At 54.2% G+C, this 16640-nt stretch carries 10 protein-coding genes and 2 CRISPR repeat arrays; of the genes, 9 read left to right on the top strand and 1 reads right to left on the bottom strand.

Features of this window, described 5'->3' with window-relative positions; genetic code table 11:
* Positions 1 to 71 precede the first annotated feature (71 nt).
* Positions 72 to 2313: direct repeats of the CRISPR family, unit length 37 nt; unit sequence GTTTCAATCCCTCATCCGGGTTTTCTACTTCTGAGAC.
* Positions 2314 to 2430: 117 nt separating this feature from the next.
* Positions 2431 to 3066 carry a CRISPR-associated CARF protein Csa3 gene (gene csa3, locus EGH25_RS08455; protein WP_266087569.1) on the bottom strand — a complete coding sequence of 212 codons (636 nt, stop codon included), beginning with the start codon at positions 3064 to 3066 and terminating at the stop codon, positions 2431 to 2433.
* 267 nt (positions 3067 to 3333) lie between these two features.
* Between csa3 and cas6 the strand changes: the two genes are divergently transcribed.
* Genes cas6 through cas2 form a run of 9 tightly spaced genes read left to right on the top strand, consistent with a single transcriptional unit; the run spans position 3334 to position 12695 of the window.
* A complete protein-coding gene (cas6, locus tag EGH25_RS08460; protein WP_266087570.1) occupies positions 3334 to 4167 on the top strand; it encodes a CRISPR system precrRNA processing endoribonuclease RAMP protein Cas6 in 834 nt (277 codons plus the stop codon).
* Between the two features lies 1 nt (position 4168).
* Positions 4169 to 6634, top strand: coding sequence for a type I-D CRISPR-associated protein Cas10d/Csc3 (gene cas10d, locus EGH25_RS08465; protein WP_266087571.1), 2466 nt, complete (start codon positions 4169 to 4171; stop codon positions 6632 to 6634).
* Positions 6631 to 7098, top strand: coding sequence for a type I-D CRISPR-associated protein Cas10d/Csc3 (gene cas10d, locus EGH25_RS08470; RefSeq protein WP_266087573.1), 468 nt, complete (start codon positions 6631 to 6633; stop codon positions 7096 to 7098). Before cas10d (EGH25_RS08465) ends, cas10d (EGH25_RS08470) begins: the two co-directional genes overlap by 4 nt.
* 2 nt (positions 7099 to 7100) lie before the next feature.
* Complete coding sequence (cas7d, locus tag EGH25_RS08475) at positions 7101 to 8051, top strand: type I-D CRISPR-associated protein Cas7/Csc2 (protein WP_266087574.1); 951 nt, start codon at positions 7101 to 7103, stop codon at positions 8049 to 8051.
* A complete protein-coding gene (gene cas5d / locus EGH25_RS08480) occupies positions 8048 to 8752 on the top strand; it encodes a type I-D CRISPR-associated protein Cas5/Csc1 (protein ID WP_266087575.1) in 705 nt (234 codons plus the stop codon). Before cas7d ends, cas5d begins: the two co-directional genes overlap by 4 nt.
* Complete coding sequence (cas3, locus tag EGH25_RS08485; protein ID WP_266087576.1) at positions 8749 to 10842, top strand: type I-D CRISPR-associated helicase Cas3'; 2094 nt, start codon at positions 8749 to 8751, stop codon at positions 10840 to 10842. Before cas5d ends, cas3 begins: the two co-directional genes overlap by 4 nt.
* On the top strand, positions 10833 to 11402 hold the full coding sequence (cas4, locus tag EGH25_RS08490) for a CRISPR-associated protein Cas4 (RefSeq protein WP_266087577.1): 570 nt from the start codon (positions 10833 to 10835) through the stop codon (positions 11400 to 11402). Before cas3 ends, cas4 begins: the two co-directional genes overlap by 10 nt.
* 17 nt (positions 11403 to 11419) lie before the next feature.
* Positions 11420 to 12415 (top strand): type I-D CRISPR-associated endonuclease Cas1d, encoded by a 996-nt coding sequence (cas1d, locus tag EGH25_RS08495; RefSeq protein ID WP_276591959.1) that lies wholly within the window; start codon positions 11420 to 11422, stop codon positions 12413 to 12415.
* Positions 12416 to 12428: 13 nt separating this feature from the next.
* The gene (gene cas2 / locus EGH25_RS08500; protein ID WP_266087581.1) at positions 12429 to 12695 is read left to right on the top strand and encodes a CRISPR-associated endonuclease Cas2; all 267 of its coding nucleotides are present in this window, start codon (positions 12429 to 12431) and stop codon (positions 12693 to 12695) included.
* 113 nt (positions 12696 to 12808) lie between these two features.
* A CRISPR array of direct repeats spans positions 12809 to 16516; the repeat unit is 37 nt; unit sequence GTCTCAGAAGTAGAAAACCCAGAGAAGGGATTGAAAC.
* Positions 16517 to 16640: the final 124 nt, after the last annotated feature.

Genomic DNA, 16640 nt, shown 5'->3' on the forward strand with positions numbered 1-16640 from the left:
TTCAATCCCTCATCCGGGTTTTCTACTTCTGAGACTCGCTGGTTCCGAAACGTCGAAGCCTCTACACACCGGTTTCAATCCCTCATCCGGGTTTTCTACTTCTGAGACTCTTCCGTGGCGCGGTACAGAACCTCGTAGAGGAAGGCGTTTCAATCCCTCATCCGGGTTTTCTACTTCTGAGACATACACACGGAGCATAGCGCGGATACGCTCAGTGAACTGTTTCAATCCCTCATCCGGGTTTTCTACTTCTGAGACTACGCTTTCTCCCAAGACGCTTCGACGCGGTCGTGGCGGTTTCAATCCCTCATCCGGGTTTTCTACTTCTGAGACCTTTGAGGTTCAGCCGGGTCAAAATTCGACGGAAACGTTTCAATCCCTCATCCGGGTTTTCTACTTCTGAGACGCGGACGAGATACGTTATGCTATGCGGCGACGTTGGGTTTCAATCCCTCATCCGGGTTTTCTACTTCTGAGACCTGCATTTTGCCAACGTCTTGTTCGGTTATTTCGTCGTTTCAATCCCTCATCCGGGTTTTCTACTTCTGAGACGCAACGCGCACGCGACCCCTTCCTTCCGTAACTTATGTTTCAATCCCTCATCCGGGTTTTCTACTTCTGAGACGACCTTCGAAATCCCTGTTCGATCCGTTTCTATTCTGTTTCAATCCCTCATCCGGGTTTTCTACTTCTGAGACGGAAGACGAGAAGGTCAAGGAGAAGATTCGACAGACGTTTCAATCCCTCATCCGGGTTTTCTACTTCTGAGACCATGTCTATCCCCCATCATCCTAGTATCCCTCCATCCGTTTCAATCCCTCATCCGGGTTTTCTACTTCTGAGACCCTTGCGACGGCGGCGGTGTGGGACAACATCAACCCGTTTCAATCCCTCATCCGGGTTTTCTACTTCTGAGACGCTTATCTCGGCGACGACCTCCGCGTTCTGCAGGTGTTTCAATCCCTCATCCGGGTTTTCTACTTCTGAGACTCGGTAGCGCCGAAGTGAACGCGTCCGCCGGATGATGGTTTCAATCCCTCATCCGGGTTTTCTACTTCTGAGACGATTGTTGAGCCTAGAGGTGTGGACGGTTTTGGTTATGTTTCAATCCCTCATCCGGGTTTTCTACTTCTGAGACTCCGCGCTCCGAAAACTGATGCAGAGGGAGGGAGTTTCAATCCCTCATCCGGGTTTTCTACTTCTGAGACCTGCGCCCCTTCCACGAACTGAAGACTGTACTATCGCCGTTTCAATCCCTCATCCGGGTTTTCTACTTCTGAGACTAGGCGTCCCGTTCCGAGGAGGCTAAGCCCCCTCGGAGTTTCAATCCCTCATCCGGGTTTTCTACTTCTGAGACACGACGGCAACGACTCGCAGACGGGCAACGTCTCTCTCGTTTCAATCCCTCATCCGGGTTTTCTACTTCTGAGACGGACCGCGACGCCGCCGAGAGTGCTGTCCTCGCCATGTTTCAATCCCTCATCCGGGTTTTCTACTTCTGAGACCTTCGAAGGCACAGGACGTAGGCGGCGCGGCAGTCCGCGTTTCAATCCCTCATCCGGGTTTTCTACTTCTGAGACGCTTCGCGGACTTCCTGTTGTTCGTCAAGGAGACCGTGTTTCAATCCCTCATCCGGGTTTTCTACTTCTGAGACACGCCTGAGACATCTGAGCCCGAGACTGTGACAGACTGTTTCAATCCCTCATCCGGGTTTTCTACTTCTGAGACGAGTACGGCGACGCGCGGCACGTCAAACTCCTCCGTGTTTCAATCCCTCATCCGGGTTTTCTACTTCTGAGACCATGTCCACGCCCACGGTTGTCTGTGGGTTAGCCACGTTTCAATCCCTCATCCGGGTTTTCTACTTCTGAGACAGGTCTTTAGCCTGTCTAGCACGTGCGAGTAGTCTGCGTTTCAATCCCTCATCCGGGTTTTCTACTTCTGAGACCACTCAAAGTTCACTCCGTCTCGCCGTGTGTTCTCAGGTTTCAATCCCTCATCCGGGTTTTCTACTTCTGAGACGCGAACTTGCCGCTCGGACATATACCGAGAGTTTGGTTTCAATCCCTCATCCGGGTTTTCTACTTCTGAGACAGTTCATCCGCCGTGCTGGAATGGAGAAAGCCTCCGCGTTTCAATCCCTCATCCGGGTTTTCTACTTCTGAGACCAAGCGCAGACCCACAGAACGAGTTCGTCGGCACAGTTTCAATCCCTCATCCGGGTTTTCTACTTCTGAGACGTGCTTGACGTTGGTTTCGTCGGCGAGCGCGAGTGTGTTTCAATCCCTCATCCGGGTTTTCTACTTCTGAGACGCCACCCCAAGAACCGTCCTATAGCCTAATAACTCTTTCTCACGAACGTATACCACCGGCTCAGTTCGCGGACGGGGGCTATACACGGAGTATAAAACAGTCCACGAACCGTCCAGTTTACACTGTCTTCCCCGCGACCTTGCCCATGAGGGTAGCCTCCACCGAGTTACTCCCACCGTCCTCGTCAACCTCGACGTAACCCATATCATCGAGAGCCTCTACACTCCTGTGAACCGTAGTCTCGGAGTTCCCTGTCGCCGCGGCTATACGCGTGTTGCTCACCGAACCGTTGTCGACCACGTAGCTCAGAACCTCGGCGTCGCGGTCGTTCAGAGAGGGTCGAACCGAAGGCACCTCGACCTCGTACGACTCGCGGGTTACGTCGGATCGGAGATGCGTCGTACGGACGTCTGCTGTCGTCGACATCGCCGCGACCGCAAGTGAGACGAGTAGAAAACGGTCGCCGCCGGAGAGGCTGACGACGATATCCCCGTCCGTGTCGTTGAGACGGTCGACGAGTTCCGTCACCGTCGCCTCGTACTCGCCCGGTTCGAACCGTACGACCTCGGTCGTTAGCTCCGTGTCGAGCATACCGACCATGCCTTCCACGTCCTGTACGGCGCTCTCACCACGGCTGTCGTCGTCCTCGGGGCGAACGATGAGAAGACGGTCACCGTCCTTGACATCCTCCTCGACGAGGAGGTTCTGAAGATGCGATGTGTCGAATCCGAGTGTCGATATGAACGTCGTCATGGGTACGGTGTCGTCGTCGCGGGACTTACGGCTTTCGTGTGTCGCCCGCTAACTTCGGCGCTTGGGATCGGTTCGCTTCTTTGACCACCTCTCCAACAGCTTTGGCGTCGTTACAAAGTACAGGGAAGGGTTTGTGGCTATCGACAACGTAACCTCATACCAGCAGTCCCGGTGTTCCATCTCACCGAAAGAGCGCGCCGGAAGTTTCAGCCAACCGAAAGACGAGCGCGGCAAAGCTTATTACGGGCGCGTCCGTTCGTTTTGCGCATGCCCAGACAGGTCGAGGTCACAGCAAGACCGACGGACGACTTCCACGTCGAGAACTCCGACGGCTACGCGCTCTACTCGTCGCTTCTTGCGCGTATGAACGACGCCGACGAGGAGGCGAGCGCCAAGGTACACGACTCGGTGTTCTCGTCGGTGAGCGTTTCGAGCCTGTCCGGGAGTTTCGAGTCCTCCGACCGGCGGTACCACAAACGCGTCGCGCGCGACGAGACGTACGACTTCGAGGTGGGCGTCACCGACCCGGAGGAGGACTCCGTCTTCGAGGCTCTCGTGGAGCCTCTGGTGCTGGGGGACGGCGAACTAACCGTCGGGGGAGGAACGCTCGTCGTCGAGGAGTTCCGGAGCAACGAACGCGGATTCGAGGCGCTTGTCAACGAGGCGGACGGCTACGACGACCCGTCCCTGCGTTTCTCGTTCGAGACGCCGACGTGTATCAAGTACGGGGGTTCGGAGACGACCGAGATGTTCCCTCACAGAACCGCTGTCTTCTCTTCGCTCCTCGGCAAGTGGAACGCGGTCGCACCCGACGCGCTGGAGTTCGACCTGACGCGCGACGAGGTGGGGGAGAACGTAATCGAGAAGCCGGAGATGCGGAGCCTGTATACGCACAGCGTGATGGTCAACCGCGTGCAGGACGACGGCGAGCCTCAGCCTATATTCAGACAGGGCTTCACGGGCGAATGTACGTACGAGTTCGTCGGGGGGACGCCGGAGGACGTGAGGAACGCCGTTACGGCGCTGGCTCTGTTCGGCGAGTACAGCGGCGTAGGGAGTGCCGTCGCAAGAGGGTGCGGTTCCGTTTCTGTAGAGGTGTAATATGGCTGAATATGAGAATCCGACAATAGAGAACGCCGGTGAGTATATCGAAGAGTTAGAGAAAGAGGAAGAAGATACGGACGAGCACGACGAGATAGCTCTCGATTACCTCAGAAATGTCGACGGCAAGCTCATCGACCTCGGTTGGGGCTTCAAGGGGGCGAAAACGGTTGAGTTCGGAAACACCGACCAGTCTCTGCTCAACCACGTCCGAAACGGCGTCTTCTTCCTTCTGCATCTCAATCAGGTTGCCGACGACCTTGATGACCGCGTCTTGTCGCCCGAAGACCTCCGTGATGTAGTGGCGATGTTCGTCGCGCACGACCTGCACAAGACGATTTACGACGAGGACTATAACCCCGAGAAAGAATTTGACATACCGCGCGAGGTGGTTGGGGAATTCGCCGATAAGACAGACCTCCTCGACTTCGGCGAGAATGCCAGTATAGAGGACCTCTGGTCATGTGCGTGCGCTCATCACGACACGTGGAACGCGAAGACAGGGAGAGAGACACTCGCGTGGACGGAACGGAAATTCTACGTCCGACTCGCCGACTCCTTCGCAAGCAGCCCGACGCCGGAAGAAGCCGTGGGTGACCGCGGAATATCGGCTTTTGATGATGTGTTTTACGAGAATCTAGACCTCGGCTACCACAGTCTCGATGAAACGACAGGCGTGCTCACGAACCTGCTCAACGCCGCTGTTGCCGATCTTCTTTCAAACTACGGTTACGAAGTCGTCGCTATATACCAGGACGGATGTGTCTACGCCAACAAAGGCGACGAGAAGCCCGAAGTAAACGAGAGTTTCGTACAAGATGTTTATGAGACATTCACTAAGAAGGTTCGCAACTCGCACCGTTCGTACGCCAACGAAACGGAGCTTGCGGAGAACATCAATACTGTGTACCATCTTGGATACTATTCACCGTCGGACGAGGACTTCTTTTACGCAGGTTCGGAACGCGTCGTTCACGCGCTCGCACACAAAGCCGCTGTTGATGGCGACGACGACAACGACCCCAGCGAATCGATGATTGAGTCGATACGTGATGCAGGTGACGCTCTCGGTATCGAACTGGACGAAACACGTCAGTTGGTGGGTGTTGCACGTCTGGTTGGTGGTGTCCGGAAGACCATTGTTCCTGAACTTGATGTTGAGGATGAGATACGCGCGACTGCAGAAGTGTTCGGAGTATCCGAGGAGTTCCTAGAAAGGCTGTCTGAGATTGACGACGAAGCTCACGATAACCTCACGGCTGGCGGTAAGTTTGACTACTCATACGGAATAGCACAGGAGCTACTTGACAGGAATGTTGACGGTGTCAGAGCCAAAGATCTTTCTACGAAAGAGTTTCGCGAGAAGGTTGGCTACCTACTCGTCGAAAACCTGTCCGAAGTGGATGGTTGGGATTCAATAGAAGAAGCATTTGTCGGAGACATACGAGATGAACTCAAGGCTTATATCGCCGACATACTCGTTGTAGAAGGCAAGTCACCGAACTACGATGCGGAGATAGACGACACCTTCGACCAGTACACGTCGAAGAGAGGCGGTAAGATAGGCTGGCTGACGAACCGGACGACGACGGGTATGAACAAGAGCGACATGGAGGCAAAGAAGTCCCTGACGACGCTTCAAGCCGGTTTCTCGAACCACACGCGAGTCGGAGCATCGAAACCTGAGAACCTGCTGATTTCCGTACCGATGCGTATAGAGTTCTCTCTACGCGAAACAGGCTCGAACTGGCGCGAACCCGACCGCCTCTTCTTCCACTTCGTCCCCGACTACTTCTTCACGCCGATGTCATGGAGGATGACACGCGCTCTGATGAGCAGGTACAACGACTCTCGAAGTGTCCGAGTTGGAAGACTCGCAGAGGCTCTGTTTGAGTCGAAGTACGGAGAGAAAGAGTATGACGAAGTACTCGGAAACCTCGCGTTTGAGGAAGACGGAGGACGCAACATGGTCGAAAGCATGATGCAGGGCTTCGACGATGGTTTCGGCTCCTTCGAGATGGCTTACTACAAACAGAGTGAGAACCAAACGGAGTTCGAATTCTTCGGTATCTTCGTCGCGCTCGCAATAGCCGGGTTCACGGGTCTCCGTGTCTACGTCAGTTCCAACCCTGTCCCCGACCTGAGGGCACGCGACTTCGACGAGATGGCGCGCATCGGTGCGGGACTGTCGCAGACATCCCGGTTCTACGGCGAAAGCGTGCGTCTCACGGAGCTACAGGACACGCTCCGAACGGCGAGCGCGCTAATCAGCCTCGGCTACGCGACAGAGCGCAAGGATTCGCTGTTCCCGAAGTACCTGCGTGCGACGCGTAACAAGCTTCTCCCCGGCTCGTACCTGCTCAAACGCATAGCACAGAATGACCCAGATGAGGGTTCCCGTATAGCATGGAACCTGATGGACGAGGCGAAGTATCTCGATACCACAACAGGAGTTAAGATAGAATGACTCAAGAAACGAGCGACATAATCGACGAACTCGCAAGACGCGCCTACGACGTTGCGCGCCCCACCTCATTCAAGGCGTACGCTGTCGAGCGTGTCTTCCGAGAGAGCGTCAAGGCGATAACAGAGATGAGTTCGGCCCGTCCGTCAGAGGACGACGCTAAGCTGTACGTCTCGGGTAGGATACAGAAGATGGTCGGTAGGGGCGAACAGGTGTACATAGTCAGCGAAGAGAAGTCAGATTACGGTGGCACGGTCGAAGAACGTGCCGAGAGGTACGCCGACTACTTCGTGGAAGAGGTTCTCCATGGCGTCTGCGACGGCAATCCGAGCCGTCTCAAGCGGATGTCGAACAACCTCGCCGACGGATTCTACGCCGCAACGCTCAAGCTGTGGCGTGAGGACAGGAACGAAGACGAAGAAGGCGAACAGGCAGAAGAACAAGAAAGCGGACAGGCTCAGCTCTAACAATGGTATCAATAACCGACGCACTTGACAGAGGTACAGTTGACGAACTCACGAACTCGCCGCGGAACAACTACACAAGCATCGTTCTGTTGCGCGAGCTAAAGAGCCACGCTGTCTTTACGACAAACGGACAGGACGCCGATGTAGCTACAGTCGCGGTATCGGACGGCGATGAGTCGGTAGAGTACTCGTCCGGTCTGATGTTCATGAGGAAACAGACAGGTAGCGACCGCCGCTACGGCAAGTCGATGCAACGTGATATTCTCGGCATAGAGGATACCATGAATGTCAACCGGATGAACCAGTACAGTCCTGAGAGCGTGCTGTACGGGAGCGCGGCAAGCGAAGGAGATGAAGCTATCAGCGTCACGTCGCGCGTCCTGTACGACACGGCATACACAGTACGTGACTCTACCGCCGTGATAGATGAGAAGTTCCAGAACGCACCCGGCGATGACTACGCTAAGGAAGCTACAGCCGCAGTCCGTGAGCCGGACTTCTTCGAGCCGGGAACGCTTTTCCCGTCCGTCGTCACCCTCCGTGACGCGACACCCGAAGAGGTGGTCTTCGCTCTCGGTATAACGCTCCAGAACAAGAGGTACGGAGCCGCTACGTCGCGTCTTGGGCGTGTTAAGAACCACGTAGTCGATATCTACGTCGGAAACGAGGAAGGTCCCGCGAACCTCGAACTCTCGAAGGCTCTCGTACATCGGTTCGCCGAAAGCGAAGGAAGTATCGAAGATGTGGTGCACGCGAACTCGCTTGACCCTGATGCGGCACTTAGTTTCCTGAGTGAGGAGTACGCCAGCCTGTCAGAAAGCCTGAATGCCGAGCGTCTTTCGGACGAAGACGTGGAGTCGCTGAAGGAAACAGCTACCGAGAACATAGATGAGGTGCTCGAAACACAGCAAGACAACGCGAAGGAGTTCATCGAATCGGTCACAGAGTCATGAGGGTTGTTGAGGGGTATCTGAGTACACAGGGACGCGTAGGCTTCGCGTCGCGTGAGGTGGGACGGTTAGTCGATACTTCGGAGTACATACTCAACACGGCTCTGTACTACGCCCTCGGCTTCGCGGGTGGAAGGTACGTGGACACGGAGTTCCGACCAACGTACATAGACGACACCGACGGTGTCTCGGAAGAACTCTACATAACACCCGCCGCCCCGGTCGAACAGCCGGACTACTCGACGGCTTTCTACAATGCACGCGGCGACGACTACGCTACGATAAACTACTCCGCCGAGGACGACCCACAGAGCGGTTTGAACCTACCTAAGTTCGGGAGCGAGCGCAGGTTCTCTCACGGGAACGAGTTCCGCTTCTACGTGCTTCCGAAGTCGTCGGACGCGAACGAGATTGCCGAGCGCATACCTGAGTACGCCCGTCTCGGTAAAAAAAGAGGTAAAGTTCGTGTCGGTACGAGGGTGGTTGAGGCGCATCGGTCGTCTGGCGAGTTCACAGCTAACCATCCGTTCGGTGTGAATGACTACGACAACACGCCCATGAGCAACGTGGTGTCGAAGAAGATGCGTCCTATGCCTATCATTCTCCAAGCAAAGTACGAGGATGACTATCTGTCGATACCGCGTGAAGACAGACCGAACGCGAAGTTACCCGCTGACCTGACCTTCTTGGGGAGGAAGAGATGAGTGAAGGGGAGAAGATACGGCTTGATGGCGTCGCAGTACCTCGTGTTAAGGGAGATTATTTCGGCTTCGAGCCTTACGACCACCAAGCACAGGCTCAGGAAGTCATCGGGACTGAGGATAAGTTCTTCGCGGTTAACACAAGCCCGACGGGTAGCGGTAAGACCTACTCGTGGCTGAAACCCGCGCTTGACGAAGGCATAGACACGGTAGCCGTTTTCCCGACCAACGCTCTGATAGCCGACCAGCTTGACACGGCACGTGACCTCGTGGACTCGAACTATCCGGGTGCTAATATTGTAGAAGTAACAGGGGAGTCGGTTGCTGAGTGGCGCGACGAGTACAGGAGTGCGGATACGAAAGGGAAGGCATTACGTCGAAAACTCGACGAATCACTGGGGAAGAACCGCGTCACGGTCGCTCTCACGAACCCGGATATATTCACCCTGATACGGAAGGATATGTACCGTCACAGAGACGTCACCGGTCTACCCAACAGGTTCGGAATGCTGGTTTTTGACGAGTTTCATCTTGCAGACGTTAGACAGCGCGACCTCCTTCTGTTTCTCGTAGACGAAATAAACGAGCTTTCGGACGAATATTCGAGAGCTAACCGGTTCTATTTCCTCAGCGCGACACCTGACGAGTCCAGCACCTACAGAAGTGTCAAAGAGCGGATACAGGAAGATATGCGCGAGGACGCGCACTCGATACGCGCCGACTCCGTTCCTCTGTCGGAAGCCGATGAAAGGTACATGGGCGTCATGCCCGAAGTGAATCTCGAACTCCGAGAAGCACGAACGTTCCGTACGGCGGACAAGCTACTTGACCAAGAAAACGTCGAGGAGTTCGTTGAGTTCTGCCGTGACGAACAGACTGTCATAATGCTCGACGGCGTTCACGAAGTGGACGTAGTGTACGAGATGCTCAACGATGAACTGGACAGAGAAGTCCATCGAATAACCGGATTCAACGACGAGGAGGCGAGAGACAAGATAGAGAGCTTTGACGTTCTCGTGAGCAACGCCGCGGTTGAGGTAGGTCTCGACTTCCAACCAAAGCGTCTCGTTTTCTCCGCTTCCAACGCCTCGAAACTAATACAGCGTCTCGGTCGTCTTAGAAAACTCGACGACAGGGATGAGCCGCATGATGCTTGGTGTTACATCCCCGGAGCAATAAAGGCGAAGATAGAGTCCGAACTTGGTGACGAAGAGACCGTCTCACGTTCAGGGTTCGAGAGTAGCGTAAAGAGAGCTTTCGACGACGAAGTAGACCTTTCTTCGTACTCCACGAGATGGAGCGACGTAGAAGCGTACGACCACGTTCTGAAACGGGTTAACGACGTACCGTCGGATGAAGAAGAAAACGTGAGGAACAACGGATTACGTAGAATAGAGAGGCACTACTACGAACCGTACGATAGAGATTTCGACAAGGATGACCTCAAACGGCTTCGCGACTGGACTTCGAGAGATGTCGTTGAGGAAATGAAGACTTACCGTGGCTCCGGACTTCAGGTCATGATTCGAGATCATGTTTCCGACGAAATGAAACTCTACAACATGCTACATCTCCTGAAGTGGGGGGTAGTGGAGTTCTATGAAGGGACAGAGTTTCGTTCTCGTCTGTCGGAAGAGGAGAAGAAATTCTACGACGCTTACGAGGACTACTCGGTTGGATTCTGCGAATTCTTTGGAAAAGTTTCTACCGATGATTCCGATGGATACGGAGGCAGAAGCGTCTCGTTCAAGTCTGAGAACCAGGGATTCTACCAGATGGTTAATTCGTCTGACCGGGAGCGCACGCCGGACATGTTGAGCGGTCTCAGCGTCCGTGTCGAAAACAACGATGCACCGCGTATCGAAGGACTAGACTACCTACGGGAGGAACTAACTGACGCAGAACGCCTCGTGTACGCGTTCCCCGGCAGACCGTCGATGAACGAAGCACAGTACGGATTTGGGGACTTCTTTTTTGTATATCCGTTTGACGGCGACAGCATAACGTTTGGCACCACCGCGCTATTTATGCACTGCCTCGTGCAGGACAAGGAAGAGGAAGATGCCAGAGATAGGGACTGGTCATGGGACTGAAACGCGACGAACTCGTACAGGTCGGCGAAATAAACCAGTTTGTCTACTGCTCACGCCGTCACTACTATATTAAGTTCTTCGACACCATCGGCAAGAACTACGAACTCACCGAAGGCTCGGTGAAGCATGATAACAAGTCACGCCGCGGTGGCTGGACTGAGGAGATGTATCTGCGCTCCGAAAAGCACCGTCTTCACGGAAAGATAGACGTGCTCGACGAGAACGACACTCTGACGCCTGTCGAGCGAAAGCGTGCCGAGAGCGGTAGCTACTTCGAGAGCGACGAACTCCAGTTAGCGGCTTACTGTATGCTGTTGGAGGACAACGTGCCGGGTAGCGTCAACGTCGGTTACATCTACACCGAGTCGAACAGACAACGTCACGCCGTGCGTATTCAAGACTGGCACAGGGAGCAGGTCAAGGAGATTGTTGACGTGATTCTCGACATGACCGTAGATGATGTTCCACCTTTCGTAGACAACCCATCCAAGTGCGAGAAATGCTCGTGCCGCGAGTACTGCATGCCCGAGGAATCGAAGATGCTGGGTGAAACACAATGACCGACACAGAAACCACGATGAAAGCCGCCGAACAGCTGTTCGACGACTCCGTAGTCTACGTGACGCGTCAGGGTGCACAGGTACGCGTAGACGGCGGGCGTGTCGTAGTCTGGGACGTCGACGGCGACGAGGGCGAACTCGCCGGCTTCCCCGTCGAAAAGCTCGACACCGTCAACATCTTCGGCAACGTCAACTTCACGACGCCGTTCGTGCGTAAGGCGAACGAGAACGGTATCGTACTCAACTACTTCAGCCAGCGCGGTAAGTACCGCGGCTCCTTCGTACCCCAGAAGAACACCATCGCTGAAGTCCGAAGAAAACAGTACGCGCTCGACGAGGACGAGAAGCTCGCAATCGCGCGTGCGTTCGTCGACGCCAAGATACGTAACTCGCGCACGCTTCTACACCGTAAGGGTGTCAAGGGCACCGGAAAGCTCGAAGACCTGCAGGCTCGTCTCCCCAAAGCGCGCCATCTGAACGAGGTGCGGGGCACCGAAGGCGAAGCCGCGGAGGAGTACTTCGCCCTCTTAGACGGAACGCTCACGAGCGGATGGACGTTCGAGACGCGTTCGCGCAGACCTCCCGAAGACCACATCAACTCGCTCATGTCGTTGACGTACACGATGATGAAGAACGAGTGCATAAGCGCGCTGAGGCAGTACAACCTCGACCCGTTTCTGGGTGTCATGCACGCCGACCGCCACGGACGCCCGTCGCTCGCGCTCGACCTACAGGAGGAGTTCCGCCCCATCTTCTGCGACGCCTTCGCCGTCCGTCTCGTCAACCGCGGTACGTTGACGCACGACGACTTCCGCAAGGACAACAAGCTCAACGACGACGCAATAAAGACGTACTTCGACAAGTGGGACGACTACCTGCAGGAGGAGTTCACGCATCCGCATTTCGAGTACAAGGTCTCGCGCCGGAAGGCGGTAAGGATGCAGGCGATACTCCTGCGCAAGATGATCGTGGGTGAGATGGACGAGTACCACGCGCTGAGGTTCAAGAGGTAGACGGAGGAACAAGATGAGACTCGCTATCGCTTACGACGTTTCGGACGACTCAACGCGCCGACGCGTATACCGCACGCTCGAAAGCTACGGCGCGTGGAAACAGTACAGCGTCTTCGAACTCGACGTGACGCGCACCGAGCGGGTGGAACTCGAAGACAGACTCGAAAGCCTGCTCGACGATGGCGACCGCGTCCGTATCTACCAGCTCTGCGCCAACTGTACCGATGGCATCACCGAGATAGGCGAGGAGTCCGAAGGCGAGGCGTCGAACGTGATCTGATCCGGTTCATGGACTGTTTTATACTCGGTGTATAGCCCCCGTTCATGAGCTGAGTCGGTGATATGCGTTCGTGAGAAAGAGTTATTAGGCTATAGGACTGTTCTTGGGGTGCCGTCTCAGAAGTAGAAAACCCAGAGAAGGGATTGAAACTATAGCCAGATATGTGGTCGGTGAATGCCGTCTCCTCGTCTCAGAAGTAGAAAACCCAGAGAAGGGATTGAAACGGAGATAGCACAGTCTTCAGTTCGTGGAAGGGACGCGTCTCAGAAGTAGAAAACCCAGAGAAGGGATTGAAACGAGGAAGCCGACGATCGTCGAGGAGGAGCGATGGAGTGTCTCAGAAGTAGAAAACCCAGAGAAGGGATTGAAACGTTCTCGACGATGAACTCTGCGTCCTCGGCGATAGGTCTCAGAAGTAGAAAACCCAGAGAAGGGATTGAAACCGTGTGAACGCCGAAAGCGCCGGACATGGCAGTTCATGTCTCAGAAGTAGAAAACCCAGAGAAGGGATTGAAACACGGAGAGTGAGCGAAGATGTCGAGGACTACGACAGGTCTCAGAAGTAGAAAACCCAGAGAAGGGATTGAAACCGGGACGCTCTTCAGCGCGTCCGAGAAGATAGAGTCTCAGAAGTAGAAAACCCAGAGAAGGGATTGAAACGCGCATCACGCCGCCGCTCACGCGCCCGCTACGTCTCAGAAGTAGAAAACCCAGAGAAGGGATTGAAACGCTGGTGCGCCGCGCCCTCCAGACCAAGGTTGGACTGTCTCAGAAGTAGAAAACCCAGAGAAGGGATTGAAACCCGGAGTTCTTCGGCTGGCGGCGTGATGCGGTTGCAGTCTCAGAAGTAGAAAACCCAGAGAAGGGATTGAAACGAATGAACTCAGTCAATCTCCTCCGCCGCGACCTCCTGGTCTCAGAAGTAGAAAACCCAGAGAAGGGATTGAAACGATTCTCGAACCGCTCCGATGCTATCCGGAAGTACTTGTCTCAGAAGTAGAAAACCCAGAGAAGGGATTGAAACCCCACATCGTCTCTTCCTTAGCTTCCTGTGCGTGGACGGTCTCAGAAGTAGAAAACCCAGAGAAGGGATTGAAACGAGGTTCGCGTGCATCAGTCCGTTACAGAAGCCCGCTCTGAAGTCTCAGAAGTAGAAAACCCAGAGAAGGGATTGAAACCGCGCTGTGTCGAGCGACAGCGCGAGCGGCTGGCGTCTCAGAAGTAGAAAACCCAGAGAAGGGATTGAAACGACGCGTACGAGGGTATAGCCGAACAGATTGATATGGGTCTCAGAAGTAGAAAACCCAGAGAAGGGATTGAAACTACGAGGACGGCGGCGAGGTCGCGTACTTCCAGTTCGTCTCAGAAGTAGAAAACCCAGAGAAGGGATTGAAACTATTGAGAGTGGCGGAGATGTCGACGCCGCGCTCGACGTCTCAGAAGTAGAAAACCCAGAGAAGGGATTGAAACAGCCGCGTCGGCTGCGTCCTTCGTCCGGACACGTCCGGTCTCAGAAGTAGAAAACCCAGAGAAGGGATTGAAACTCTCTTTGTCTCGCGTACGAGCCATTCAACGAGTCCGGTCTCAGAAGTAGAAAACCCAGAGAAGGGATTGAAACGGAACAGCGCGTCGAACCAGTTGCCCCGCGTCCAGTGTCTCAGAAGTAGAAAACCCAGAGAAGGGATTGAAACGACGAAGCCGCGGAGTTCGCCGACGACCTCGGTCTGTCTCAGAAGTAGAAAACCCAGAGAAGGGATTGAAACCGTGACGGATGGAGAGCTTCTACAAAGACTACAAGAGTCTCAGAAGTAGAAAACCCAGAGAAGGGATTGAAACGACGAGTTCTCCGTGTTTGACCTTCCCAGAGTCCTGTCTCAGAAGTAGAAAACCCAGAGAAGGGATTGAAACTATCCGAGATTGACGACGTCGTTCGACATGCTCCGGCGGTCTCAGAAGTAGAAAACCCAGAGAAGGGATTGAAACCGGTCGAGGGGCGCGATCGTCTCGCCCTTCGCCGTGAGTCTCAGAAGTAGAAAACCCAGAGAAGGGATTGAAACATTATGATATGCCCCTGCTCAGTCAGAATATTGTTGTCTCAGAAGTAGAAAACCCAGAGAAGGGATTGAAACATTGAGCAAGGTGTTCTACCCGGCGGCGACCTCGTCGGTCTCAGAAGTAGAAAACCCAGAGAAGGGATTGAAACCGCCCCGAATAGAGCCTCATCGATCGGCTGGATGGAGTCTCAGAAGTAGAAAACCCAGAGAAGGGATTGAAACCGGCGTCGGAAAACGCGCCGATGGACACAGGCAGAGTCTCAGAAGTAGAAAACCCAGAGAAGGGATTGAAACTCCGTCTATCTCTGAGGATGCCCGCGCAAGCATCCGGTCTCAGAAGTAGAAAACCCAGAGAAGGGATTGAAACCACCGTATATCCATCGAACGAGTTATAGATCGTTCCAGGTCTCAGAAGTAGAAAACCCAGAGAAGGGATTGAAACATTGATGTCCTCGCTCATGCCGTACTCGGAATCCCAGTCTCAGAAGTAGAAAACCCAGAGAAGGGATTGAAACGAGCCTGTCGTCTGCAGTAGGAGCTCGGCATCCGAGGGGTCTCAGAAGTAGAAAACCCAGAGAAGGGATTGAAACACGCAGACGGTAGTGTCGTCGGATTCTGTCGATCCGGTCTCAGAAGTAGAAAACCCAGAGAAGGGATTGAAACGGTATACGCTCGTTGAGATTGATGGGGGAGCATATGGTCTCAGAAGTAGAAAACCCAGAGAAGGGATTGAAACCGTGGAAGGGCAGAAACTACTTCAGAAGCCTCGTGGGTCTCAGAAGTAGAAAACCCAGAGAAGGGATTGAAACTCAGAGAATATTATGCCTCCATTTTCATCTTCTACTGTCTCAGAAGTAGAAAACCCAGAGAAGGGATTGAAACCGGTCGAGGGGCGCGATCGTCTCGCCCTTCGCCGTGTCTCAGAAGTAGAAAACCCAGAGAAGGGATTGAAACATGGACAGCGACACCGAACTCGCGGCGCTCCTACCGGGTCTCAGAAGTAGAAAACCCAGAGAAGGGATTGAAACTTCGAGGTCGCGCTCCTGATTCTCGGCGACGGCGCGAGTCTCAGAAGTAGAAAACCCAGAGAAGGGATTGAAACCCGTCTCCGAAGGCGACGGACTCGACTTCGGCACGACGTCTCAGAAGTAGAAAACCCAGAGAAGGGATTGAAACAAACCCGTAGACTTGATGCGCTGGCTCGTGCAACTCGGTCTCAGAAGTAGAAAACCCAGAGAAGGGATTGAAACATTGAGCAAGGTGTTCTACCCGGCGGCGACCTCGTCGGTCTCAGAAGTAGAAAACCCAGAGAAGGGATTGAAACCCGTCGCCATCTCCGCCACCTACGCCGGGGAGTATAGCGTCTCAGAAGTAGAAAACCCAGAGAAGGGATTGAAACGACAGGAGGGGTAAACGACGGCTCCTATTCTATCCCCGTCTCAGAAGTAGAAAACCCAGAGAAGGGATTGAAACAGTAAGCAACCGAAGCCACCTGACGAGCGGGATGAGTCTCAGAAGTAGAAAACCCAGAGAAGGGATTGAAACTTTGAAGATGCTTTCGGACGACGCTGGGGAATAGAGGTGTCTCAGAAGTAGAAAACCCAGAGAAGGGATTGAAACGGACGCCGCGAACTGACGCTAACCCTCCTAAGCGCGGGTCTCAGAAGTAGAAAACCCAGAGAAGGGATTGAAACTCCGTAGGCTTCGAGGCGTTCGCGGAGCGTTTCTTCGTCTCAGAAGTAGAAAACCCAGAGAAGGGATTGAAACGGATGCTACAGCGAGAACGAATGGCGAACTCCGGCGTCTCAGAAGTAGGCTCTGGTGAATCGCCATACATGAGTTAATTCGGGTGTGTAACAGCTCGTTTGATGTTGTAGACTGAACACATGAG

The sequence above is a fragment of the Halorutilus salinus genome (genome assembly GCF_026242195.1).
GTDB classification, from domain to species: domain Archaea; phylum Halobacteriota; class Halobacteria; order Halobacteriales; family Halorutilaceae; genus Halorutilus; species Halorutilus salinus.